The 26622-nt window shown below is 57.2% G+C and carries 18 protein-coding genes; 11 read left to right on the top strand and 7 right to left on the bottom strand.

All coding sequences use genetic code 11. The features are described 5' to 3' along the window. The 6 genes from AQ981_RS27585 to yghU all read left to right on the top strand — a co-directional run. The coding region (locus AQ981_RS27585; RefSeq protein WP_154675910.1) for a beta strand repeat-containing protein at window positions 1-4034 on the top strand (4034 nt) is incomplete at its 5' end. A 160-nt stretch (window positions 4035-4194) separates the two neighbouring features. Beyond that, window positions 4195-5637: a TolC family outer membrane protein gene (locus tag AQ981_RS07210; protein ID WP_058911075.1), complete on the top strand. Its 1443-nt coding sequence runs from the start codon at window positions 4195-4197 to the stop codon at window positions 5635-5637. Next, window positions 5634-7817: a type I secretion system permease/ATPase gene (locus tag AQ981_RS07205; RefSeq protein WP_058911074.1), complete on the top strand. Its 2184-nt coding sequence runs from the start codon at window positions 5634-5636 to the stop codon at window positions 7815-7817. The genes AQ981_RS07210 and AQ981_RS07205 overlap by 4 nt, the downstream gene beginning before the upstream one ends. Further along, window positions 7798-8985, top strand: a complete 1188-nt coding sequence (locus AQ981_RS07200; protein WP_058911073.1) for an HlyD family type I secretion periplasmic adaptor subunit — start codon at window positions 7798-7800, stop codon at window positions 8983-8985. The genes AQ981_RS07205 and AQ981_RS07200 overlap by 20 nt, the downstream gene beginning before the upstream one ends. A 122-nt stretch (window positions 8986-9107) precedes the next feature. Continuing rightward, complete coding sequence (locus AQ981_RS26845; protein ID WP_082683159.1) at window positions 9108-12185, top strand: glycosyltransferase; 3078 nt, start codon at window positions 9108-9110, stop codon at window positions 12183-12185. Between the two features lie 138 nt (window positions 12186-12323). Next, window positions 12324-13178, top strand: a complete 855-nt coding sequence (yghU, locus tag AQ981_RS07190) for a glutathione-dependent disulfide-bond oxidoreductase (protein WP_058911072.1) — start codon at window positions 12324-12326, stop codon at window positions 13176-13178. Window positions 13179-13358: 180 nt separating this feature from the next. On the opposite strand, the gene mqo is transcribed toward yghU, so the two are convergent. Then, a complete protein-coding gene (gene mqo, locus AQ981_RS07185; RefSeq protein WP_058911071.1) occupies window positions 13359-15002 on the bottom strand; it encodes a malate dehydrogenase (quinone) in 1644 nt (547 codons plus the stop codon). A gap of 470 nt (window positions 15003-15472) precedes the next feature. Between mqo and mgrA the strand changes: the two genes are divergently transcribed. Continuing rightward, a complete protein-coding gene (mgrA, locus tag AQ981_RS07180; protein ID WP_058911070.1) occupies window positions 15473-16513 on the top strand; it encodes an L-glyceraldehyde 3-phosphate reductase in 1041 nt (346 codons plus the stop codon). 100 nt (window positions 16514-16613) lie between these two features. Here mgrA and exbD read toward each other — a convergent pair whose 3' ends face one another. Together exbD and exbB are read right to left on the bottom strand one after the other, a co-directional pair. Then, on the bottom strand, window positions 16614-17042 hold the full coding sequence (gene exbD, locus AQ981_RS07175) for a TonB system transport protein ExbD (RefSeq protein ID WP_058911069.1): 429 nt from the start codon (window positions 17040-17042) through the stop codon (window positions 16614-16616). 6 nt (window positions 17043-17048) lie between these two features. Next, complete coding sequence (exbB, locus tag AQ981_RS07170; protein WP_121500624.1) at window positions 17049-17798, bottom strand: tol-pal system-associated acyl-CoA thioesterase; 750 nt, start codon at window positions 17796-17798, stop codon at window positions 17049-17051. Between the two features lie 255 nt (window positions 17799-18053). On the opposite strand from exbB, the gene metC reads away from it, so the two are divergent. Beyond that, a complete protein-coding gene (metC, locus tag AQ981_RS07165; protein WP_058911067.1) occupies window positions 18054-19244 on the top strand; it encodes a cystathionine beta-lyase in 1191 nt (396 codons plus the stop codon). A 69-nt stretch (window positions 19245-19313) separates the two neighbouring features. Here the strand turns inward: metC and AQ981_RS28410 are convergent, their stop codons facing one another. After that, window positions 19314-19442, bottom strand: a complete 129-nt coding sequence (locus tag AQ981_RS28410) for a hypothetical protein (RefSeq protein ID WP_275935295.1) — start codon at window positions 19440-19442, stop codon at window positions 19314-19316. A gap of 54 nt (window positions 19443-19496) precedes the next feature. On the opposite strand from AQ981_RS28410, the gene yghB reads away from it, so the two are divergent. Further along, entirely contained in the window at window positions 19497-20153 is a 657-nt protein-coding gene (gene yghB, locus AQ981_RS07160) for a DedA family general envelope maintenance protein YghB (RefSeq protein ID WP_058911092.1), read from the top strand. Window positions 20154-20184: 31 nt separating this feature from the next. Here the strand turns inward: yghB and AQ981_RS07155 are convergent, their stop codons facing one another. Continuing rightward, a complete protein-coding gene (locus tag AQ981_RS07155; RefSeq protein WP_058911091.1) occupies window positions 20185-21090 on the bottom strand; it encodes an AraC family transcriptional regulator in 906 nt (301 codons plus the stop codon). 180 nt (window positions 21091-21270) lie between these two features. Here AQ981_RS07155 and yqhD point away from each other — a divergent pair, with 180 nt between their 5' ends. Continuing rightward, complete coding sequence (yqhD, locus tag AQ981_RS07150; protein WP_058911066.1) at window positions 21271-22434, top strand: alcohol dehydrogenase; 1164 nt, start codon at window positions 21271-21273, stop codon at window positions 22432-22434. A 107-nt stretch (window positions 22435-22541) separates the two neighbouring features. Beyond that, the gene (gene dkgA / locus AQ981_RS07145) at window positions 22542-23369 is read left to right on the top strand and encodes a 2,5-didehydrogluconate reductase DkgA (RefSeq protein WP_058911065.1); all 828 of its coding nucleotides are present in this window, start codon (window positions 22542-22544) and stop codon (window positions 23367-23369) included. Window positions 23370-23644: 275 nt separating this feature from the next. On the opposite strand, the gene AQ981_RS07140 is transcribed toward dkgA, so the two are convergent. Beyond that, window positions 23645-24244 carry a hypothetical protein gene (locus AQ981_RS07140; RefSeq protein WP_058911064.1) on the bottom strand — a complete coding sequence of 200 codons (600 nt, stop codon included), beginning with the start codon at window positions 24242-24244 and terminating at the stop codon, window positions 23645-23647. A 143-nt stretch (window positions 24245-24387) separates the two neighbouring features. Then, window positions 24388-26559 (bottom strand): YgiQ family radical SAM protein, encoded by a 2172-nt coding sequence (locus AQ981_RS07135; RefSeq protein WP_058911063.1) that lies wholly within the window; start codon window positions 26557-26559, stop codon window positions 24388-24390. Window positions 26560-26622: the final 63 nt, after the last annotated feature.

Here is a 26622-nt window from a genome sequence, read left to right as displayed (position 1 = left end):
CCGACGCTGATGCCGACGCGGACGCTGATGCCGATGCGGACGCTGATGCTGATGCCGATGCCGACTCCGACGCTGATGCCGACGCGGACGCTGATGCCGACGCTGATGCCGATGCCGACGCCGATGCGGATTCCGACGCGGATGCGGATGCTGACGCCGATGCTGATGCCGATGCCGATGCCGACGCCGATGCGGACTCCGACGCAGATGCGGATGCGGACGCTGATGCCGACGCCGACGCCGACACTGATGCCGACGCTGACGCGGATTCGGACTCCGATTCCGTACTCGCGGTTGACGATACAATCGCATTGCAGATAGCGACAACCGCCACAGAAACCGACAACGGCCAGTCCAGCACCACCAATACGACGCTCGCCAACGTCGGGTTGGGCACAATCCTCGATGTCTCTGTGCTTGAAGGCCAGAACCCTGCCAGCTATAGCGTGGGTGAGGACGCCTCGCGTACCCTGACGCTTCAGGCGGTAGGCGGTGGTGTTGCTGTCGCAGCAACCTACGATCTGTATGTTTACAAACTCGATGCGTCTACCGGACAGTACGTCCAGTACAACTTCATTGATAACTGGCTGAACGTTCCGCTGCTGGGTGGTCAATCCGATCCGTTACAAATCACGCTACCGACAGGGGAATACCTGTTCCTGCTGCAGTCGGATGCAGGGATTTCGGTTCTGGGCACCTACACCATGAACGTGCTGTCTGACATCACTATCACCCAACAAACGGCACTCAGTACCGCCACGGGTAACGTGATCAGCGGCGCAGCGGACGGTAGCGGAGCTGACACTGTACCGGCAGGTACCGTGGTCGAAACCGTCAACGGCACGGCAGTCAATGCTGACGGTATCACGCAGATCACCGGCCAGTACGGTACGCTGACCATTGATGCTCAGGGTAATTACACCTATACCCTGAATGCCGGCCTGTCTCCGTCAGATATTACTGGTAGCGAAACCTTCCAGTATCAGCTGAAGGCGCCGGACGGCTCCACGGGTTCAGCAAATCTGACCATTGATCTGTCCCTGCCTGCTCTGAATGCAGTGAGTGATGTGGCGCTGCTTGATGTCACTACCTCCGAACAGGATACGGTGAATGATCCGTCATCCGTCAGTGGGGTAATGCTGGCACAGGTCGGGCTGGGCACCGTTCTGGATGCCGCCATCGACCTGCAAAACCAGGCGCAGTTCACGGTAGCGGAAGACACCACGCGGACACTGACCGTTCAGGCCAGCTCGTTTGGCGCGTCGATAGCCACGACCTATGATCTGTATGTCTATAAACTGAACGAAACCACCGGTAGCTACGAACAGTATCAGTTCGTCAACAACTGGCTGAGCGTATTGCTGATAGGCGGTACTTCAGACACCTTGACCCTGACACTGCCGTCCGGAAGCTATGTGTTCCTGCTGCAGGCGGATAGTGTACTGGCTCTGGCAACGGCCTATACGCTGAGTGTCAACACAGATATTGTTCACTCTACGTTAACTGACGCGGCCAGCGTTTCCGGTAATGTCATCACCGGAGACAGCAGCGGTACCGGTCACGATACCGGCCCGGCAGGTACTGTCGTTGCCAGTGTCAACGGTACACTGGTGGCGTTGACCGGCGATACAGTAATTACCGGCCAGTACGGTACGCTGACTATCGATGCGGAGGGGAACTATACCTACAACCTCAATGCTGGCCTGACGCCTTCGACAGTGACTGGCGATGAAACGTTCAGCTATGAGCTGAGAGGTGTGGATGGTTCGACCAGTATCGCAACGCTGACCATCGATCTGACGCTGATTGATGATTCGGATGCCGATGCAGACGCCGACGCGGATGCCGATGCCGATGCCGATGCTGATGCAGACGCGGATGCAGATGCAGATGCAGATGCAGATGCAGATGCTGATGCTGATGCAGATGCTGACGCTGATACTGACGCGGATGCAGACGCTGACGCAGATGCAGATGCAGACGCAGACGCAGATGCTGACGCTGACGCAGACGCAGATGCTGACGCTGACGCTGACGCCGATGCGGATACGGACACCATCCCGACCGCGGCTGACACAGCATCACTGCAGATAGCTACGACGGCTACAGAAACCGACAATGGTCCTTCCAGCACCTCCAGTGCCCTGTTGGCTAACGTCGGTCTGGGTAGCGTACTGAACGTCGGTCTGATTAACCTGCAGAACCAGGCCAGCTTCACGGTGGGTGAAAATGCCTCGCGCACGCTCACTCTTCAGGCTGAAACGCTGGGTGTCTCTGTAGCATCAACCTACGATCTGTATATCTACCAGTACAACGCCGTCTCGGGGCAGTACACCCAGTATCAATATGTCGATAACTGGCTCAATGCGCCTCTGCTGGGCGGTTCCTCTGGCGAACTGACTGTCACCCTGCCGACCGGTAACTATCTGTTCCTGTTGCAGGCCGACAGCGGGCTGGCGGTGCTGTCTACCTACACCCTGAACGTGCTTTCTGATATCACCATCACTCAGGAAACCGCGCTCAGTACCGTGACAGGTAACGTCATCAGCGGCGCGGCGGACGGTAGCGGTGCGGATACGGCTCCGGCAGGAACCGTGGTCGAAACCGTCAACGGTTCGTCGGTCAACGCCAGCGGTATCACGCAGATTACCGGCCAGTACGGTACGCTGACCATCGACGCGCAGGGCAATTACACCTATGCCCTGAACCCGGGTCTGTCGCCGTCGCAGATTACTGGTAGCGAAACCTTCCAGTATCACCTGAAGGCGCCGGATGGATCTACCGGTACGGCAAACCTGACTATCAACATGGCCCTGCCGGCTCTGAACGCGGTGAATGACGTAGCGCAGCTTGAGGTCACCACCTCACAGCACGATACAGTCAACGATCCGTCAACAACTACCGGCGTGATGCTGGCGCATGTTGGGCTGGGTAGCGTTCTGGATGCCTCCATCAACCTGCAGAATCAGGCCAAATTCACGGTGGCAGATGACACCACGCGCTCACTGACCATCCAGGCCAGTGCAGTCGGGGTGTCGATAGCCACGACCTATGACCTGTATATCTACAAACAGAACCCCACCTCCGGAAGTTACGAACAGTATCAGTTCGTCAACAACTGGCTGACCATCGTGGCGCTCGCCGGCAATTCCGGCCCCCTGAGCCTCACGCTGCCATCGGGTAACTATGTGGTTCTGCTGCAGGCAGACAGTGGTCTGGCGTTGGCCTCGGCCTATACGCTGAGCGTTACTTCCGACATCGTTCACGCCACGTTGACTGACGCTGCCAGCGTCACCGGCAACGTACTCGATGGAGATAGTGGCGGAGTGGGTCACGATACGGCGCCGGCGGGTACGGTGGTCAGTAGTGTGAATGGTACGGAGGTCTCGTTAACCGGCGATACAGTGATTACCGGCCTGTACGGCTCACTGACTATCGACGCTGACGGGAACTACACCTACACCCTCAACGACGGTCAGTCGGCTTCAGCGATTACCAGCGATGAAACTTTCAACTATCAGTTGAAAGCGGTGGACGGTACGACCAGCAACGCGACGCTGACGGTCGATCTGACCGGCGATGTCCAGACCACCAGCTTCAGTGTCCTGGCGGATTCGGCTCTGCAAGGAGAGAGCCTGACCCCGGTCATTGAAGGAACCAGCCATGAGGACGCGGTTACCAGCAGCGCCGGTAACGAGACCTACACGCTGGAGGCCGGTCAGGACACGGTCATCTTCAAACTGTTGGATGCCACCGACGCCACGGGCGGCAACGGGACTGACAACAAGTGGACCGACTTCTCCACCAGTGAAGGCGACCATATCAACGTCGACGAACTGCTGCAGGGCTGGGATGGCGATAGCAACACCATCGGTAACTACGTCTCGGTAGAACACACCGAGTCCGGCGATACCGTGGTGTCTATCGACCGCGATGGCGCCGGAGATCAGTTCCAGTCAACACAACTGATCACTCTGGAGGGGGTAAACGTCACACTGGATGAGCTGTTACAGCACAACCAGACCTCTGATTAACACCAAAACCATGGCACAGGGAAGTGCCGCATAGCAGTAAACAACCCGGCAAAGAACGGGAAATAATCTGGTGCGCCATCGGGAATCGGAGACAGTGAATGGGAGTCCCGGCCTACCGATGGCTGCACATTTTTAGAAGACTCACGATCAGGAAGAAGTTATGAGCATTAAACACGATCGTAAAACCGGCATAACCCGCCTTGTTGTATCCACCGGCGCGCTATTCTGTGCGTCGATACTGACACCGCCATCTACCGCGGAAGAACCAGAAAAACCCACAATCAGCGCTCAGCGCATGGTTCCGGAACAAAACCTTCCCAGCCTTCAGGGGCGAGTCACCGATGTCGCCAGCCAGTCGGTTCCCGAAACCCTGAGTATCGATCGCGCCGTGGAACGCGCAGCGGCCTGGCATCCGGATATCAGTACTGAAGTGGGCAAACTCTTTCAGGCCCAGGAACAGGTGAATGTGGCGGAATCCCGCTATTACCCGCAAATCAGCGGCGGGGTAAACAACGGCGTGACCAATAACTACGGCTACAAAGGTTACAGCCCATCGCTGGTACTGTCCGTTTCCCAGTTACTTTATGACTTCGGTAAGGTGTCCAGCTCGGTGCGGGAAGCCAACGCCGGGGTCGCCATGCAGCAGGCTAAAGTTCTGCTGAGCATTGATAACACCGCCCACGATGTCGCGGCGACGCTGGTACAGGTTCAGGGCTACCAGCAACTGGTGACCATCGCCCGTGAGCAGCTCGACGCGCTGAACAGCATCGCCAGCCTGGCCGAACAGCGCAACAACGAGGGCGCCAGTAACTTGTCCGACGTGGTACAAACCCGTACCCGTATCGAAGGGGCGCAGGCTACGCTGATCCAGTATCAGGCCAGCCTCGACCGCTGGCGTGCTTCACTGGCCAGCTACCTGGGCTGGCAAACCGTCAACCGGGTCAGTGATGACTTCCCCAACCGTCTGACCAGAGCCTGCGAAGCGACACCCACCGACGACCAGCCAGTGCCGTCGGTACTGGCCGCCTGGGCGCAGGCCAACCAGGCCGCGGCGCAACTGGACGGCGCCAACGCCGAGCTGCTGCCGACCATTACCCTGGAACCAGAAGTCACCCATTATCTGAACGATCGCTACGCCAACCATGACGTCCAGGATCGTACCCAGTACTCCGCCTGGGTGCGGGTAAAAATGCCCCTCTACCAGGGGGGAGGTTTAACCGCGGCGCGCAACGCCGCCCAACACACGCTGGAATCGGCCAATGCGTCGCTGAAAAGCGCGCGCCTGACCGCCAGTCAGCAACTCGATGAGGCGCGTAATGAAGCGTCCGGGTTAACCCTGTCTCTGAACAGCCTGCAACGTCAGCAGAAACTCGGGGAAGAGACCCGTCAGCTCTACCAGGATCAGTATTTACAACTGGGCACCCGCCCGCTGCTGGATGTGCTTAACGTCGAGCAGGAGATCTACCAGACCCGCTTTTCTGAACAGCAGACCATCAGCAAGCTACGCAGCCTGCAACTGGACTGCCTGTACAGCACCGGAAAAATTCGCCAGGCTTTCGCTCTGAATAATCAGTCAATTCAGGGCGTGGAGATCCAGCCATGACTCCTGACACTCTCGATCGCACCACGACGCCTCTTTCCGCCGGCGAACTGCTGGGCTGGGTACGCGCTATCAGCATTATCGCGACCCATTACCGGATTAGCTTCTCGCCGGGAAATCTACAGTCCAGCGCCCGCTGGCTGCAGGATCAACCTTTACCCGACGCCCTCGGCACGCTGGCCCGCCAGGCCGGGCTGGGCTACCAGCAACCGGGCGGCGCGCAAGAGGAGATCTCGGCCTGGCGCCTGCCGCTGGCGGTCCAGCTTAACGACGGCCAGATAGGCGTTATCAAAAGTTTTGACGGCGAAGACCAGGTCAACATCCAGTTCAGCGGCGACACCACCCTGACCAGCCCCCTGTCGCTGTCCGAACTGCTGCCGGCTATCAAAGAGGTCGCGGTTTTTCGTCCGGCCGGGATGCCGAAAGATGCCCGCACCGCCTTCTATCTGGCCAATTTTACTCCCGACTGGATGCGTAAGCTGGTCGTGAGAAATCTCAAGCCGTGGTGGCATATTCTGGCCGCCTCGCTGATTGTTAATACCCTGGCAATGTCAGGCATTTTATTTTCGATGCAGGTCTATGACCGGGTGATTCCGGCGCAGTCAATCCCTACCCTGTATGTGCTGTTCAGCGGGGTCATTATCTCCATCATCTTCGCGTTCATCTTTAAACAACTGCGCGGCCATATCACCGATCTGTTAGGTAAACAGGCCGATATGCGTATTTCCGACCGGGTATTCGGCCACGCGCTACGGCTGCGCAACAGCGCTATTCCCCGCTCTACCGGCAGTTTTATCGCCCAGGTGCGCGATCTGGAACAGATGCGCGAATTGATCACCTCCACCACCATGACGGCGATCGCCGACGTGCCGTTCTTCCTGCTGTTTATGCTGGTACTGGTCATCGTCTCGCCGCAACTGGCCTGGATTGCGCCGCTGGCGGTGGTGCTGATGCTGCTACCCGGGTTGTTATCGCAGCGTAAACTGGCGGTGCTGGCCAACCAGGCGGTACACGAATCGACGCTGCGCAATGCGGTGCTGGTGGAAAGTCTGCAGGGCATCGAAGACATCAAGCTGATGCAGGCCGAAGATCGCTTTCTGCAACAGTGGAACAGTTATATTCAGATAGCCGCGCAGTCCGGGATCCGCACCCGTAAACTGACCCATGCCCTGACCAGTTGGGGAACCAGCGTGCAAAGCCTGGTTTATGCCTCGGCGGTATTATTTGGCGCCCCGCGGGTGATTGAGGGCGATATGACCACCGGCGCCGTGGTCGCCGCGTCGATGCTCTCCTCGCGGATGATCGGCCCGATGACCGCGCTGTGCGGGATTCTCGCCCGCTGGCAACAGGTGAAAGCCGCTAAAGCCGGGCTGGATAACATCATGCGCCTGCCCGCCGAAAACGGCCCCGATGAACAGCGTATTCCCTGCCCGGTGCTGTATGGCCACTATCACTTTAAAGACGCAGTCTTTCGCTACCCGGGCGCCGCGGAACAGCCGCAGTTGCAGATTGCCCGTCTCGACATTCAGCCCGGGGAACGTATCGCCATTCTCGGGCGCAACGGCGCCGGAAAATCCACCCTGTTACAGGCCATGGTCGGCGGTATCGACCTGGCGGAAGGCGAACTACGTCTGGATAACCTCAGCCTGCCCCATATTGATATCGCCGACCTGCGGCGCAATGTCGGACTGTTGACCCAGAATGCCCGGCTGTTCCACGGCACACTGCGTGAAAACCTGGCGCTGGGGGCGCCGGAAGCCACCGATGAAGATATCTTCCGGATACTGGAAATGTGTTCGGCGGTGGATTTTGTACGCCGCCTGCCGCAGGGGCTAAATCATCCGATTATGGAGGGCGGTACCGGCCTGTCCGGCGGCCAGCGCCAGTCAATCCTGCTGGCACGTATGCTGTTGCGCAACCCGGGTATCGTGCTGCTTGATGAACCCACCGCCGCGCTCGACGATCATACCGAACGGGAATTCCTGCAGCGCCTGAAACCGTGGCTGGCCGGGCGTACCCTGATTGTCGCCACCCACCGCGCCGCGGTACTGGAACTGGTCGAACGGGTTCTGGTACTCAAGGATGGAAAACTGGTGATGGATGCGCCGAAAGATCAGGCAATCGCCCGTACTGCCGAACCGGCACGCCACAAGGAGGCCAGCAATGAAATCCAGTCAGCCTGATATGTCGCTCGCGCTTCCCGCCGGAGAAGAGCGGGATCTCAACCGCGCCTGTCGCGTGGTCTTCACCGCGTTTCTGCTGTTTTTAGCCGCCGGGGTCTGGGCATGGTTTGGCGTTCTGGACGAAGTCTCTACCGGTACCGGAAAAGTGATCCCCAGCTCCCGCGAACAGGTATTGCAGTCCCTGGACGGCGGTATTCTGACGGCGCTCTACGTGCGTGAAGGTACCATGGTGGATGCCAGCCAGGTCGTCGCGCGCATGGACCCGACCCGCTCAGAGTCCAACGTTGGCGAAAGTACCGCGCGCTATCGCGCCGCGCTGGCCGCCAGCGCCAGGATGTATGCCGAAGTCAACGATTTACCGCTGCAATTCCCGGAAGAACTGGCGCCGTATAAAGCGCTGGTCACCACGGAAACGCGCCTGTACAACCTGCGCCGCAGTCAGCTTGCCGAAACCGAAAACCGGCTTAAAGATTCACTGAATGCGGTGAATCGCGAGCTGGAGATTACCCGTAAACTGGCCAATTCCGGCGCCGCCAGTCAGGTTGAGGTTTTACGTCTTCAGCGCCAGAAGTCCGATCTGGAACTGAAATTGATCGATGTGCGTTCCCAGTATTATGTCCAGTCCCGGGAAGATCTGGCCAAAGCTAACGCCGAGGTCGATACCCTGCAGTCGGTCATTAAAGGTCGTTCGGACTCCGTGGCGCGCTTAACCGTTCGCTCTCCGGTGCGCGGGATCGTTAAAAACATCAAGGTCACCACTATCGGCGGGGTTATCCCGCCCAATGGCGAACTGATGGAGATTGTCCCGGTGGATGACCGGCTGCTGATCGAAGCCCGCCTGTCGCCGCGCGATATCGCCTTTATCCATCCCGGGCAGACCGCGCTGGTGAAAATCTCCGCTTACGATTACGCCATCTACGGCGGCCTGGCCGGGGAAGTGGAAAGTATTTCACCAGACACAATCCAGGATGAAGCCAAGCCTGAAGTCTATTATTACCGGGTATTTATTCGCACCCACCATGACTATCTGCAAAATAAAACCGGTAAACAGTTTTCCATTGTGCCGGGGATGATTGCCACGGTGGATATTAAAACCGGCGAAAAAACCGTGATGGACTACCTGATTAAACCCTTTAACCGGGCCAAAGAAGCGCTCAGAGAACGATAGTTCCCGCTCAGCCAGCCGTCGGTTTTTCCCGGCGGCATGATTATGGCCATTGCGCTAACCGCAAATCCACCGCAATGGCCAATGACATAGCCTGACGGACCAGGCGCTCAGGAGATTAATGCATGTCACTCAGCCAGTTATTAGCCAGCGCCTACCCAGGGGCCGAACAGTTGTCCGGGAACGCGCTCCCTTCCCCCCACCCCGGCGTGGTGCTGTTTTTCAGTATCAGCAGCGGAAAAGAGCGGGCGCGGGTACACATCGCCCGGGGAGAGGATTTTTCCCGGGCCTGGCAGGAAGGCGCCAGCGCCCTTCAGGCGTGGCGTAAAAAGCAACAGCATGAGCCCATCTGGTTACGCGTGGACGTGGTTTTCCAGCTCGAAGCGCTGAGCTGGGCGCAATTGCGCGACAAACTCAGTAAAACCAAACGTAACTATTTCCGTTTCGGCCTCGCCTTTGACGCCGACTTCCATCACGCGATGCTGGAACAGGAGATCGCCGCCAATGCCGTGCTCTACCAGGGCACGCAGGGCGTGGCGACGCCTAACGACGCCAACCTCGCCCACTATGGCCGCCAGCGCTTCGCCACAGAACTCGCCTGGCCGCAGGATGACCAGCAAACCCTCTGGCGCTTCAACACCCGGGCGGTATTCAGCGATGGCGCGGCCTGTTACCCGATTGAGTTTCGCGGCAAAAACGCCGGCTACCGGGAGCTGGAAAACTGGCAGCAACAGTTGCCGATGATGATCGACAGCGCCACTGACTATCTGGCTCGCCAGGTACAGAAAAGCGGCCGCTATCATTACGGCTGGTTTCCGTGTTTCGACAGGGCGATTCCGTCCTACAATGCGCTGCGCCACGCCAGCTCCACCTACGCCCTGCTGGAAGGCTGGGAACTGACCCGCTCCCCGCAGCATTTCGCCGCCATTGAACGCGCTCTGCAGGATCTGTGCAGTGAACTGATCCAGACCCGAACGCTGCCGGACGGCAGCGAAGCCGACTTTTTGATCGATACCGGAGATGAAATCAAGCTCGGCGGCAATGCGGTATGTATTCTGGCCATGGCCAAGTACACCGAACTGACCGGGGATAAGCGTTATCTGGAACAGATGGCGCGCCTGGCGAACGGCATCGCTTTTATGCAGAACCCGGATACCGGCGGCTTCGTTCATGTACTGAACGCCGGGGATCTTTCCCTGAAAGCGGCGCACCGGATTATCTACTATGACGGCGAAGCCACCTTCTCCCTGATGCGCCTCTACGGCCTGACCCGGGAGCCGCGCTGGCTGGCTATCGTCGAGCGGGCGGTGGACTACTTTATTATCCAGAAGCACTGGCAGGCCCATGACCACTGGCTAAGCTACTGCATCAATGAACTGACGCTGTACCGGCCCCAGGAGCGCTACTTCCGCTTCGGACTGGATAACGTGCGCGACTATCTGGATTTCGTCCTGCAGCGCATTACCACCTACCCGACGCTGCTGGAACTGATGATGGCGGCCCAGCGTATGCTGACCCGGTTGGCGGAATCTCAGCATCGCCACCTGCTGGACGGTTTCGACATCGATAAATTCTACCAGGCGCTGGAAGTGCGCGCCCGTTACCTGGCCAACGGCTTTTTCTGGCCGGAGCTGGCGATGTTCTTTAAAAATCCGGCGCGCATTGTTGGCAGTTTTTTTATTCGCCACCACAGCTTCCGGGTGCGTATCGACGATGTGGAGCACTATCTGTCCGGCTATGTGGCCTACAGCAAATACCTGAAGCAGAACGCGCCGGCGGCACAGCGGCAAGCGGCGCCGGAGCGCCAGCGGGTGGTGTTCTTGTGTGAAAACCTGCGCAAAGTGGGCAACGGGATTGAAGTTGCCATACTGCGCCGCGCCAGACTGTTCAGCGAACGGCTGGGTATCGTGCCGGAAATTATTACCTCCGTACAGGATCCGGCGCTGCCGGGAAATGTCGCCGCGCTGAAAGCCAGCGGCGAACTCCCCGGCGCGGTTGAGGTACGCAACGTCTGGGCATTGCTGAATACCCTGCGCCAGCGCGAGCTTATCCAACCGCTGGAAACCGCCGGCGATGCGCCGCGCGCCGCGCCGGGGGAGATAACCCACACCAGCGAACAACACGAGGACGGCGCCCGCATTCAGACCCTGTACAACGACCAGGGTGAGGCGCTGGCGCGCAAATATTACGCTGCGCGCCTCGGGAAAAATGTCCTGACCCATATTGAGCTTCTGGATCCGGGACACGGCCTGCGCCGTTTTAACAGCGAGGCGGCATTTTGCGCTTTTGTGCTGGAGGCCAGCCTCGATAAACAGACGCGCTGGCACTTTGTGGTGGACAAAAACCTCGCCTGGAAAGAGTTCGTCTGCTCGCAGCCGCGCCAGCGCCTGAATGTGACCATCAGCGCGTTCATCCACAGCACCCACCGCCACCCTAACGGCAGCCTGAAAGGGAGCTATGCCCATCTGATTAACGATCCGCTGATGCTGGATAATCTGCTGATTCAGACCCGCGAACAGCATAACGATCTGATTGAGGAAGGGGTACCTGGCGATCGGCTGCGGGTGATCCCCAACCACCTGGATAATGTGCTGTCAGAAGCGCAAGCCGACCGGGAAAACAGTACCCGCGTGCTGTACATGGCGCGCTACTCGCCGGAAAAGCAGCACGACCTGCTGCTGCGCGCCTTCGCGGAAGTAGTCAAAACCCTGCCGGACGCGCAGTTACATACCTGGGGTACCGGACCGCTGCGCGCCGCGCTACAGGAGGAAGTTAACCGCCTGGGGCTGGAAAAAAATATATTCATTCACGGTTTCTCCACCGACCGGCTGGCGCTCCAGCGCGCCAGTTGTTGCGCAGTACTGTGTTCCAGTCAGGAGGGGCTGTCGCTGTTCGGACTCGAATCCCTGAGCTACGGCACGCCGCTGGTGAGTTTCGCCATCAAATACGGTCCGCGGGATCTGCTGGAAAACTTCGCCGCCGGTCGGCTGGTCGCCCCGGGAGATGAACAGGCGCTCGCCGCGGCGCTGGTGGAGGTGATCAGCCAGCCACAGCAGCAGGCGGAACTACGCCGCCAGGCGCTGCGCAGCGCGCAGCGCTACCACATTGATAATATCGAGAAACTGTGGAAAAAATGGTGGCAAAGCGTCTCCGGCGCCAGCGTCAACCACGCCACCGATCAGCAACCGCTGCTGGTCGAGTAACCATGCTCCCCCTTATCCGCCCGGATAAGGGGGTAATATCACCGATGCAGAGCGGCGCACAGATCTGATACGCCTGTCAGCGCCAGGCTGCTACACTTCTCCATCATCCCCCCTTATCAGAAACAAGGTGAATCACTTATGTCTGACAACCACTATCAGCCCCCCCGGGTCTGGACCTGGAATCAGCAGGACGGCGGCGTCTGGTCAAAAACCAATCGCCCGATTGCCGGCGCCACCCATGAAGCCATGCTGCCGGTCGGCAAACATCCGTTGCAGTTGTACTCGATGGGGACCCCGAACGGACAGAAAGTTACCATCATGCTCGAAGAGTTGCTGGCCGCCGGTGAAAGCGGCGCGGAGTACGACGCTCATCTGATCCGCATTGGCGAAGGCGATCAGTTTTCCAGCGGCTTTGTCGCGGTTAACCCCAACTCAAAAATTCCCGCGCTGCTCGACCGCTCGGTAAAACCGGCGCTGCGAGTATTTGAATCCGGCGCCATTCTGCTCTACCTGGCGGAAAAATTTGGCCGTTTTCTGCCGCAGGATCTGGCTGGACGCACCGAAGCGCTGAACTGGCTGTTCTGGCTACAGGGATCGGCCCCCTATCTGGGCGGCGGTTTCGGCCACTTCTACCAGTATGCGCCGGTAAAAATCGAATACGCTATCGATCGCTTCACCATGGAGGCCAAGCGCCAGCTTGACCTGCTGAACCGCCAACTGGCGGATCATCCGTTCATCGCCGGTGACGATTACAGCATTGCCGATATCGCAATCTGGCCGTGGTACGGTAACGTGGTGCTGGGTAACGTATATGGCGCCGCCGAATTCCTCGACGCCGCCAGCTACCAGCACGTGATGCGCTGGGCGCGCGCGATAGCCGATCGCCCGGCAGTGCGGCGGGGGCGGATCGTTAACCGCACCTCCGGCGATCCCGGCACTTTCCTGGCCGAGCGTCACGACGCGGCGGATATTGATAAGGTCATTAACGGCTGATACTGCCGCGATACCCACAGAACGACGCGTCAGGCATGACTGGCGCGCCATTTTTTTGTCGCGCGCTCCGATGACAAAAGCCCTGGCAATAACACCAGGGCTTAATTAATCCGCTCACCCACTGATGATAATAAGCAGGTATCTATTGCCTGACGATTTAAGCTACCGGCGGCCTTCTCATTACAGCGCGATATCCGCCAGCGGTTCGTGCTGCGCAGCCGTAATGCGCGGATCCGGGAGCGGCGCCTGCCCGGCGCGGCTGCCAGGTAGCGGCAAATCCAGTTGCAGGACTTCGCTGGTGTAGCGCAGTTCTTCGCTGGCGGCTTGCGGGTTACCGTTAAGCTCAATTCCCCAGGAAGGAATTATCTGGCGCAGTTTTTCCTGCCAGGCCGCGCTCGCCACCTGCTCGGGGAACAGATTTTCCAGCAGATTCAGCATAATCGGCGCCGCAGTCGAAGCGCCCGGCGATGCCCCGAGCAGCGCCGCAATGGATCCGTCATCACTGCTGACCAGCTCAGTCCCCAGGCGCAACACCCCGCCCTTTTGCGCGTCCTTACGGATCACTTGTACCCGCTGGCCCGCCGTCCACAGCCGCCAGTCTTCCGCTCTGGCGTCCGGGTAATACTGGCACAGCGCTTCATAACGATCTTCATCGCTTTGCAGTACCTGGCCGACCAGATACTTCACCAGTGAAAAGTTATCCAGCCCGACGTGAGCCATTGGCAACAGATTCGAACCGTTGATGGTCGCAAACAGATCGGCGAGAGAGCCTTGTTTCAGGAAGCGGGTGGAGAAGGTGGCGAACGGCCCGAACAGCAGGACGCGTTTGCCGTCCAGTACCCGGGTATCCATATGCGGCACCGACATCGGCGGCGCCCCGACCGAGGCTTTACCATACACCTTTGCCAGATGGCGATTGACCACCTCAGGGTTTTCAGTCACCAGAAATTCACCGCCCACCGGGAACCCGGCATACCCGGCGGCCTGGGGAATACCGGACTTTTGTAGCAGGCGCAGGGAAGCGCCGCCGGCGCCGATAAAGACAAAACGCGCGTTAATGTCACGACGCCGACCATTGTTTTTCAGATCCGCCACTGTCACCCGCCAGCTGTTATCCGGGTTGCGCCTCATCGCGCGCACCTCTGTGCTCAGGTTGAGAGTGAACTGCGACTTTTTCTCCAGCGAGGCCACCAGTTGGCGGGTAATTTCGCCAAAGTTAACATCGGTTCCCCCGAGAATGCGGGTCGCGGCGACCTTCTGTTGCGGATCGCGCCCCTCCATGATCAAAGGGATCCACTGTTGAATCTGCTGCGGATCTTCGGAGTACTCCATCCCCTGAAATAAAGTGCTGCTTTGCAGGGCGTGGAAACGCTTGCGCAGGAAGTTGACATTTTCTTCACCCCACACAAAGCTCATGTGCGGCACGCTGTTGATAAAGGAAGAAGGATTGCGCAGAACGTTATTGCGTACCTGCCATGCCCAGAACTGGCGTGAAATCTGGAAAGATTCGTTAATTTTTATGGCTTTGGTGATATCAACCGCGCCGCCGGGGTTTTCCGGCGTGTAATTGAGTTCCGCCAGCGCGGAATGCCCGGTTCCGGCATTGTTCCAGCCGTTGGAACTCTCTCTGGCGATACCGTCCAGTCGCTCCACCAGGGTAACGGACCAGTCCGGCTGGAGATCCTGTAAAAAAGCGCCCAGGGTAGCGCTCATAATGCCGCCGCCGATTAACAGGACATCAACGGTGTTTTGTTCTGCGACGTGTGCCTTTTGCCCCTTTTCCAGGCGCCTGGTCGAGGGCGTGGCAAGACCATACTTCCTCATCTGTTCTCTGCCTCAATTTCATTATTATCACTGTCCCTGGAGCCACTCCCCTGCGCGCAAAAATCCCAATAACAATCAATTAATTATCATAAAAACCAGGCAACCCTGCCCAACCCGGTGCAGGTGAATGCTCGGGGCGTGATTAACATAGCACTTTTCAGGATTTGTTAAAGATTTTTATTAAAATTTAAAAAATATGGTTAATAATTTATTTTCTGTTTAGCAAAACGTGGGATTACGGGAAATTAAGCTAAATCGAGGCAGCCTGCCACAATATCTGACTGTCGACAAAATCATCGCCAGGCCGGAAGAAAAACATTCCATTCCTTATGGTTATGCATAAGCACCCGGACTTACCCTGTGGTTGGCAAACCCAGGCCACATTCCAGACACTACGCGCTTGTTGTCTGCGCAAACAGGTTTAAGATAGAAACGCCGTTTCAAATAATGCCCATTGAGAAGGAGAGATCATGTCTTACCTTGCGGCTCCAGAACGCTACCAACAGATGCATTATCGCTACTGCGGACGCAGCGGCCTGCGTCTACCCGCCCTGTCCCTTGGCCTGTGGCACAGCTTCGGACACACCAGCCCCCTGGAATCCCAGCGCGCGCTGTTAAGAAAAGCGTTTGACCTCGGCATCACTCACTTTGACCTGGCGAATAACTACGGCCCCCCTGCCGGCAGCGCGGAAACCAACTTTGGCCGCCTGTTGCGCGAAGACTTTGCCGGCTACCGGGACGAACTGATTATCTCCACCAAAGCGGGCTATGACATGTGGCCCGGGCCTTATGGCAGCGGCGGCTCGCGCAAATATCTGCTGGCCAGCCTCGACCAGAGTCTGAAGCGGCTGGGGCTGGATTATGTCGATATTTTCTACTCCCACCGGGTTGATGAAAATACGCCAATGGAAGAGACCGCCGCCGCGCTGGCGCAGGCGGTACGCAGCGGCAAAGCGCTTTATGTGGGGATATCCTCTTATTCACCGTCACGCACTCAGGCTATGGCAGATCTACTGCAACAGTGGAAAATTCCACTGCTTATCCACCAGCCCTCTTATAACCTGTTGAACCGCTGGGTGGATCACAGCGGCCTGCTGGATACCCTTGAGCAAAACGGCGTGGGCTGTATCGCTTTCACGCCGCTGGCCCAGGGTTTGTTGACCGGTAAATATCTCAACGGTATTCCCCAGGGCTCCCGGATGGAGTCCGAAAAAAATAAAGTGCGCGGCCTGACGGAAAATATGCTCAGCGAAGCCAATCTGAATAGCCTGCGCCTGCTTAATGACATGGCCCAACAGCGTGGACAGTCGATGGCGCAAATGGCGCTCAGTTGGCTGCTGAAAGACCTGCGGGTGACGTCGGTACTGATTGGCGCCAGCCGTCCGGAACAACTGGAGGAAAACGTCGGCGCATTACAGAATCTGACGTTCACCGCGGATGAATTACAGCGTATTGACCAGCACGTCGCGGACGGCCAGCTTAACCTGTGGCAGGCGTCATCGGATAAATAGCGTTTTTGCCATGCGCAACCGTTGGTGCACAGGCGAATGGCAATAAAAACAAAACCGCTGCCTTACGACAGCGGTTTTTTATCCGATCAAGGTGGGCAGCTTACTGCTGCGCTTTCACGGTCTCTTCGCCGACCAGACCGATTTTCAGGTAACCGGCCTGACGCAGCGCATCCATCACGCTCATCATGGTTTCATAGTCGACGGTTTTATCGGCGCGGAAGAACACAGTGGTCTCCTTGTTGCCTTCCGTCAGCGTATTCAGCGAATCCACCATGTTTTCACGGGTCACTATTTCGTTGCCGAGGAACATGGTTTTATCCGCCTTCACCGACAGATAAATCGGCTTTTCCGGACGCGGTTGAGGCTGACTGGTCGATGCCGGCAGGTTAACCTTTACATCCACCGTCGCCAACGGCGCCGCCACCATAAAGATGATCAGCAACACCAGCATCACGTCGATAAACGGCGTGACGTTGATGTCATGCATTTCGCTATCGCTGTCCGGATTTTCGTTAAAATGCATCGCCACAATCCATTACCCCACGCGCAGTTGCTGGGTGTTATTGCGAACCGGCTGGGCTGGCGCGGGAACAGGACGGCTGGCGCTGAGGTCCAGATCGCGGCTCTGCAGCAACAGCACCTGGGCGGCGACGTCGCCGAGATTGGCTTTATAGTTGCCAATGGTGCGGGCAAACACGTTATAAATCACAACCGCCGGGATCGCCGCCACCAGACCAATGGCGGTCGCCAGCAGCGCTTCCGCGATACCCGGCGCTACCACCGCCAGATTGGTGGTCTGCGTCTTCGCGATACCGATAAAGCTGTTCATGATCCCCCATACGGTGCCGAACAGCCCGACAAACGGAGAGATAGCCCCGATGGTCGCCAGATAGCCGTTGCCGCGCCCCAGATGGCGCCCTACCGCCGCCACGCGACGTTCAAGACGGAAGCTGGTGCGCTCCTTGATACCTTCCTTATCTTCGCAGCCTTCGGAAAGCTCCAGTTCATTTTGCGCTTCGTCAATCAGGCGACGGCTGAGGCTGTGTCCGCCAAACCCATCGGCCATTTTGCTGGCTTCATCCAGCGAACGGGCGGTCGCCAGCTGGCGTTTTTCGCGCTGCAGGCGGCGTTTGTGGGACATCAGCTTCGCGCTCTTACTGAAGAAAATCGCCCACGTCACCACCGACGCCAGGATCAGGCCAATCATCACCGCTTTAACGACGATATCGGCGTGCTGATACATCCCCCAGACGGACAGATCCGCCTGCATCAAATTTTCTGTCACGCTAACTCTCCGGCACGAAAAAAGAGACAAATTACCGCTAATGATATCAAAAAAGCATCGAATTGATAGTAGTTCTCATTACTATTTACATGTTGAAGCACTTTCTTCTCATTTTCTTTGCGATGGCACAGTAAAAAAACGCTGTTGATGAATTTATGCCTTTTTTATCCGTAATACAAAAACCCCGCTGCCTTTCCCGGACGTGCGTGATAACGTATGTTTAGACATCCAGACGTATATACGGAGCAATACCACATGGCTGGTAAACAGCATATCGACACAGCGCTGGTCAACGCCGGGCGCAGTAAGCGCTATACCCAGGGATCGGTAAACAGCGTTATCCAGCGCGCCTCCTCGCTGGTTTTTGAATCGGTGGAAGCCAAAAAACGCGCCACCGCCGGCCGGGCGCAGGGAGAATTGTTTTACGGACGCCGCGGCACCCTGACCCACTTCTCGCTCCAGGAAGCGATGTGCGAGCTGGAAGGCGGCGCCGGCTGCGCCCTGTTCCCGTGCGGCGCCGCGGCAGTGGCGAATAGTATTCTGGCCTTCGTCGAACAGGGCGATCACGTGCTGATGACCAATAGCGCCTATGAGCCAAGTCAGGATTTCTGTACCCGTATTCTGGCGAAACTGGGCGTCGCCACCGGCTGGTTCGACCCGTTAATCGGCGCCGGCATCGAGGCGCTGATTCAGCCCAATACCCGGGTGGTGTTTCTTGAGTCTCCCGGCTCGATCACCATGGAAGTACACGACATTCCGGCGATCGTCCAGGCGGTGCGCCGCAAAGCGCCGCAGGCGATCATCATGATCGATAACACCTGGTCCGCCGGGATCCTGTTTAAAGCGCTGGAATTCGGTATCGACATCTCTATTCAGGCGGGAACCAAATATCTGGTCGGCCATTCCGACGCCATGATCGGCACTGCGGTTTCCAACGCCCGCGGCTGGGATCAACTGCGCGAAAACGCCTATCTGATGGGGCAAATGGTGGATGCCGATACCGCCTATGTCACCAGCCGCGGGCTGCGCACTCTGGGGGTACGCCTGCGCCAGCATCAGGAGAGCAGCCTGAAAATCGCCGCCTGGCTGGCGCAACAGCCTCAGGTGGCGAGGGTCAACCACCCGGCTCTGCCCGGCAGCGCCGGCCATGAATACTGGAAACGGGATTTCACCGGCAGCAGCGGTCTGTTCTCGTTTATTCTGCAACAGCGCCTGAGCGACCAGCAGTACGCCCACTTTCTCGATAACTTCGAGCATTTCAGCATGGCCTATTCGTGGGGCGGTTTCGAGTCGCTGATCCTCGCTAATCAGCCGGAAGAGATAGCCGCCATTCGCCCTGCCGGAGGGGTCGATTTCACCGGCACTCTGGTGCGAGTGCACATTGGTTTAGAAAATGTTGACGATTTAATTGCAGATTTAGCAGCAGGGCTGCAGCGTATCGGGTAAAGTTGCCAGCGGTGGACACCCCACTTAACAGTGAGGGATGCCAAAAGACACCATGAGATGCGCCCGGGATCAAGAAGTGCCGGGCCATTTACGGTTATACTCATGAGACTTCAGGTCGCAGGCGCGCTGGTTATACCGGTCTTTGCCCATAAACAGCGCCTGGCGCTGCGCAAAAACGCCGGTCGTTTTGTCCTGCAACGCGAATCATTCGAGTACACAATAGTTAAAACCAGCTGTTCCACAGGATTACCCATGGTTGTCATTCAACATATTGTCGCTGCGCTCTGGCAACACGACTTCGCTGCGCTGGCGGACCCGCATGTTGTCGGGATTGTCTATGGCGTGATGTTCGCCACACTGTTTCTGGAAAATGGTCTGCTGCCGGCCTCATTTCTGCCCGGCGACAGTCTGCTGTTGCTGGCGGGCGCGCTGGTGGCGCGCGGGGTGATGGATTTTATTCCGACCGTCGCCATTCTGACCGTTGCCGCCAGCCTGGGGTGCTGGCTCAGCTATATCCAGGGACGCTGGCTGGGCAACACCCGGGTGGTAAAAGGCTGGCTGGAACAGCTCCCGGCCCACTATCACCAGCGGGCGACCTTCATGTTCGACCGCCACGGCCTGCTGGCGCTGCTCGCCGGACGTTTCCTGGCTTTTATCCGCACCCTGCTGCCGACCATGGCCGGTATCTCTGGTCTGCCCAACCGGCGCTTTCAGTTCTTCAACTGGCTCAGCGGCCTGTTATGGGTCGGCGCCATCACCAGCATCGGTTATGCGCTGAGTATGATCCCCTTCGTCAAACGCCATGAAGATCAGGTGATGACCTTCCTGATGATTCTGCCCGTAGCGCTGCTGGTGGCCGGGTTATTAGGCACCCTGTTTGTGGTACTGAAGAAAAAAGTCAGCGCCTGACAGGCCCCAGGAGAGGCCTGCCTCCCGCGTCTCAGCGGGCCAGCGTTTCGACAATCCCCTGCGCTTCGCGCATCCGCGCCGCATCCTCCCCCGGCGTGGTGCCGAAATAGCGTTTAAATTCCCGGCTGAACTGCGAGGCGCTTTCATAGCCAACCTGCATCGCGGCGGCGCTGGCTTTCAGACCATCATGAAGCATCAGCAAACGCGCTTTATGCAGCCGATAGCTTTTCAGATACTGCAATGGCGAAGTACTGGTCACCGCCTTAAAGTTATGGTGGAACGCCGAGATACTCATGTTGGCCTCCGCCGCCAGCTGATCGATGCTGAGATTTTCCGTGTAGCGGGCTTCTATCTGGCGCAACACCCGGCTTATCAGACTGAAATGGGTCTGGCGACTGACCAGCGCCAGCAGACCGCCGCCGCAGGGGCCGGTTAAAATATGGTAGAGGATTTCGCGCACAATCTGCTTGCCAAGAATCCGCGCGTCCAGCGGGTGCTCCAGGGCATCCAGCAGACGCTCCACCGCACACAGAATCTCCCCGGACAATACCGCGGAATTAATACCGCTCGACGACTGAACCGGGCGAAAAGCGTCGTCTTCGCCAATCTCCATCAACAGCTCCTGCAACTGCAGCACATCAATATTGATACGAATCCCCGCCAATGGATTGTCCGCCGAGGCCTGGGTTTCACACTCAAATGGCAACGGCACCGTCAGCAGCAAATATTCATTCGCGTCATAACGAAAAGTGCGATTGTTAAGGTATCCGGTTTTATGCCCGGAAAAGAGAATAATGATACCGGGGTGATACATCACCGGCGTGCGCGGACAGGGGCTGGTGCTGTACAGCAGCGTCACATCCTGAATAATATTTTGTTTATCTTTCAGAAGTTTGATTTTTTCGGTCAGTTGCCGGCACAGCGGCCCACAGTTCATTTCGCTCATTTTTTACACCTCTTTCTGCTGCGCATAGTGTGCGCAAAAAAAGGCATTTTCTCCAGCACTGCGGAGGATTGGGCAAGAGACTGGCAGAAATGTGCATTGAGCAACGCCAGCGGAAAAGCCGACAATGTGCCCCGGTCATGAAGGTTTTTACCTAATCAGAGGAACCAGGTAATGAATAATTTCAATCTCTATACGCCAACCCGCATTCTGTTCGGTAAAGGATCGATTCAGGAATTACGCGCTCAAATTCCCGCCGACGCTCGGGTATTGATCACCTACGGCGGCGGCAGCGTTAAAAAGACCGGTGTACTCGATCAGGTTCACCAGGCGCTGCAGGGGCTCGATGTGCTTGAGTTCGGCGGTATAGAACCAAACCCAACCTATGAAACCCTGATGAAGGCCGTTGAGCTGGCGCGCGCCGAAAACATCACTTTCCTGCTGGCGGTGGGCGGCGGCTCGGTGCTGGACGGCACTAAATTTATCGCGGCGGCGGCGCAGTATCCGCAGGGGGTCGATCCGTGGGAGATCCTTGAAACCTCTGGCAGCAAAATTACCCGCGCCATCCCGATGGGCTCGGTACTGACACTGCCGGCCACCGGCTCAGAATCGAACAAAGGGGCGGTCATCTCCCGTAAAGCGACCGGCGACAAACAGGCTTTCCATTCGCCGTGGGTACAGCCGGTGTTCGCGATTCTCGATCCGGTATATACCTACACGCTGCCCGCCCGCCAGGTGGCCAACGGGGTGGTGGACGCCTTTGTCCATACCATAGAGCAATATCTGACTTATCCGGTAAACGCCAAAATCCAGGATCGCTTTGCCGAAGGCATTCTTCTGACGCTGATTGAAGAAGGCCCGAAAGCGTTGCAGGAGCCGGAAAACTACGATGTACGCGCCAACGTCATGTGGGCCGCGACCATGGCGCTTAATGGGCTTATCGGCGCCGGCGTTCCTCAGGACTGGGCGACCCATATGCTGGGACATGAGCTGACCGCCATGCACGGTCTGGACCACGCCCAGACGCTGGCCATTGTGCTGCCGGCGCTGATGAATGAAAAACGCCAGCAGAAACGCGAAAAACTGCTGCAGTACGCGGAGCGCGTCTGGAACATCACCAGCGGCGGCGAAGATCAGCGTATCGACGCGGCGATTGCCGCCACCCGTCAGTTCTTTGAATCACTCGGCGTACCGACCCGCCTTGGCGACTGGAACCTCGACGGCAGTTCGATTCCGGCATTGCTGACTAAACTGGAAGAACACGGTATGACGCAGTTGGGTGAACGCAAAGACATCACCCTGGACGTCAGCCGCCGTATCTACGAAGCCGCTCGCTAAGCACTGGCTTTCATTCTGGTGTATTTCGTCCAGACTTAGGGTCTGGCTCTGAGAGTGCAGTTCAACCGGGGTAACTCCCCGGTCATCACGTTCTGAAGGAGGAGTATATGACGAACCCAACCGTAATTAAGCTGCAGGACGGTAATGTCATGCCGCAGCTGGGCCTTGGCGTCTGGCAGGCCAGCAACGAAGAGGTGGTTTCCGCCATTCACAAAGCCCTGGAAGTGGGCTATCGCTCCATCGACACCGCCGCCGCCTACAAAAATGAGGATGGCGTCGGTAAAGCGCTGGCAGATGCGGCGCTACCGCGCGATGAATTATTTATTACCACCAAACTGTGGAACGACGATCAGCAGCGTCCGCACCAGGCTCTGCAGGACAGCCTGGAAAAACTGCAGCTCGACTATGTGGATTTATACCTGATGCACTGGCCGGTGCCGGGTAAAAACCACTATGTCGAGGCCTGGAAGGGCATGATTGAGCTGCAAAAACAGGGACTGGCGAAAAGCATTGGCGTGTGTAACTTCCAGGTCAATCATCTGCAGCGGCTGATTGATGAAACTGGCGTAACGCCGGTGATCAACCAGATAGAACTGCACCCGTTGATGCAACAGCGCCAGCTGCATGCCTGGAATGCCACCCATAAAATTCAGACCGAATCCTGGAGCCCGCTGGCCCAGGGCGGCGCGGGGGTCTTTGATCAGCAGGTGATCCGCAAACTGGCGGAGAAATACGCAAAAACGCCGGCGCAGATTGTAATTCGCTGGCACCTCGACAGCGGACTGGTGGTGATTCCCAAATCGGTCACCGCGTCGCGCATTGCGGAAAACTTCGCGGTCTGGGACTTCCGGCTGGATAAAGAAGAGCTGGGAGAGATAGCGAAACTGGACCAGGGAAAACGCCTCGGTCCGGATCCGGACACCTTTGGTAGTTAAACTCATTGATAGCGCCTGGGCGAGTCTGTCCAGGCGCTACTTCCTGTCACACACCTGTCTCTTTCATATCTCTGCACCGGGGAGGTTCTGTCGGTATACAGACCTTTTTACCAAAGCGCGGCTCGCCATGAGCGCAGGAAAAACGGATGCACTCGGTCTGGCAGCGACAAAGAAATCCTGGTTGCAATCGTCAAAAAAGCCTCTGGCACATTTGCCACACAACAGAAAACACCACCTGCTGGCCTTTACCAGTAAGAAAGAAAGCCCTCTGTTATTTATTTCAACAGAAACCTTAACTGTTTACTGGTAATAGACATACTACCGAGTTCGCAAATTAATTTTTCACCCGTTTCATTTTCTGTAACTTTACTTTTTGTCGGGTACTCCATTGAAAATGTTATTTTTGGTTCGGATTCGCTATCCGTAATCTCCATCAATATAGCATCAGGAAACATAGCGACCGGCATTTCACTTTTAAATACTATTCCTCTGCCCCAGGAAGCTTTTATTTCCTGATGTGTTTCAGTGGTGAGAAATGACTGGTAGTCAATTTTCAGTTCGAGAATGTCACCTCTTTTAAGTAACATAAAGGGCACGCGTTTCCTGCCGCCAGGCCATACCGCTATTTTCTCAGCACAAGGAGGAGTGTACCTGTAGGGTATTAATTCCTGAGGAATCACAAACTCCATATCCAGAATAAGATAAACAGCGGGCCGGGAATAGGCAGCTGCTTCCCGTTCTGCTTTACGTGCCGCACTTCTGGCCGCTTTACAGGAACTACTTCCTACCTTGCAATACCAGCCATCACCAGTAATAACGGTAATAACCGCCATTACAAGAATCATGAAATATACCGTCTGAATTATTTTTTTCACGCTTAAAATCCTTTTTCACTTTATTTCTATAATATCCCCTTTATCACAGCACCCTGAAAAGGGTGCTGATATGTTAGCTATTTTCTTACACTCAACGATATAAACAAATTCCAGGAAGCATGACCTTCCCGGAACCAAATTGTTTAACGTGAACCCGGTTTAGCCCGTTTTTTCGCATTTACGGGCGTCTGACGCTGATGCGCAACCGGCGTATGTTTGGTCAGCGCCGGGCGCGTATTGCGGTTCTGACGCCGCGCTTCACGCATCTCATCCAGCGTCGGCGCCGGCACCAGGCAATCCCGGCGCGGACCAATCAGGTGTTTCTTGCCCATCGCTTCCAGCGCCTGGCGAATAAGCGGCCAGTTGGCGGGATCGTGGTAACGCAGCAGCGCCTTATGGAGTCGACGCTGTTTGTCGCCCTTCGGTACCACCACCTCTTCACTCTTATAGCCAATCTTACCCAGCGGGTTTTTACCGGTGTAATACATGGTGGTCGAGTTGGCCAGCGGCGACGGATAGAAGTTCTGCACCTGATCGAGACGGAAACGGTTCTTTTTCAGCCACAGCGCCAGATTCACCATATCCTCATCCCGGGTACCAGGATGGGCGGAGATAAAGTAGGGAATCAGATACTGCTCTTTCCCGGCCTGTTTCGAATAGGTATCAAACAGTTCCTTAAAGCGCTGATAGCTGCCCATCCCGGGCTTCATCATTTTCGACAGCGGCCCCTCTTCGGTATGTTCCGGGGCAATCTTCAGATAGCCGCCGACATGGTGGGTGGCCAGTTCTTTGATATAGCGTGGATCGGCCACCGCCAGATCGTAGCGTACCCCGGAAGCGACGAGGATCTTTTTAATCCCTTTCAATTCCCTGGCGCGCCGGTACAGATCGATGGTCGGCTGATGGTTGGTATCCATATGCGGGCAGATTTCCGGATAGACGCACGATAGCCGGCGACAGGTCTGCTCGGCGCGCGGCGAGGTGCAGCGCAGCATATACATGTTGGCGGTCGGGCCGCCAAGATCGGAGATCACGCCGGTAAAACCGGGCACGGTATCGCGAATGGCTTCGATCTCATTAATGATCGATTCCTCAGAACGACTCTGAATGATGCGCCCTTCATGCTCGGTGATCGAACAGAATGAGCAACCGCCAAAGCAGCCGCGCATGATATTCACTGAAAAACGGATCATCTCATAGGCCGGAATACGGCTGTCGCCATAAGAGGGGTGAGGTACCCGCTGATACGGCAGCGCAAAGACGCTATCCATCTCTTCAGTGGACAGCGGTATCGCCGGCGGATTGATCCAGATGTAACGATCGCCATGCTTCTGCATCAGCGCCCTGGCGCAGCCCGGGTTGGTTTCATGGTGCAGGATACGCGACGCATGGGCGTACAACACTTTATCGTTTTTGACTTTTTCGTACGAAGGCAACAGCACGTAGGTTTTTTCCCACGGCTTCGGCTTCGGCGGCTGTACGGTTACCGGTTTAGCCTGCTGCTGAGCCGGCGCCGGCTTGCCGCCGTCGGCACAGGGCAGATCCTCACCATAGGGATGAGGGATCGGATCGATACGCCCGGGAGTATCAAGGCGCGTGGAATCCACCCCGGTCCAGCCCGGCAGCGGCCCCTTGCGGATCACCGCCGTATTACGGACATCCACTATCTGATCGATGGGCTCCCCCGCCGCCAGGCGGTGCGATACTTCCACCAGCGGGCGTTCACCGTTGCCGAACATCAGCATATCGGCCTTGGCATCGACCAGGATCGAGCGACGCACGGTATCCGACCAGTAGTCATAATGGGCGGTGCGGCGCAGGCTGGCCTCAATACCGCCGAGGATCACCGGAACATCGCTCCAGGCTTCTTTACAGCGCTGGGTATACACCAGCGACGCGCGATCCGGGCGCTTGCCGGCCACGTTATCGGCGGTGTAAGCATCGTCATGACGCAGGCGGCGATCCGCGGTATAGCGGTTGATCATCGAATCCATATTGCCGGCGGTGACGCCGAAATAAAGATTCGGCTTCCCCAGCCGCATGAAATCCTGTTTGCTGGACCAGTCCGGCTGGGAAATGATACCCACCCGAAATCCCTGGGATTCCAGCATACGCCCGACGATGGCCATTCCGAAACTGGGGTGATCGACATAGGCGTCCCCGGTAACAATGATGATGTCGCAGCTATCCCAGCCTAATTGATCCATCTCTTCCCTGGACATCGGCAGAAACGGCGCCGGACCGAAACAGGCCGCCCAGTACTGGGGCCAGGAAAACAGGTCGCGATCGGGCTGAATCAGGGAGGTTACGCTCATAATGCTTCCGAAAAAGTGGCAAAAAAATCATCAAAGGGCCGGGATTATACGCCGGGAATTGGT

It is taken from the genome of Entomohabitans teleogrylli (assembly GCF_001484765.1).
GTDB lineage: Bacteria > Pseudomonadota > Gammaproteobacteria > Enterobacterales > Enterobacteriaceae > Entomohabitans > Entomohabitans teleogrylli.
Note: the sequence above shows the minus strand (reverse complement) of the source record. Positions and strands in the feature narration are given on the sequence as shown.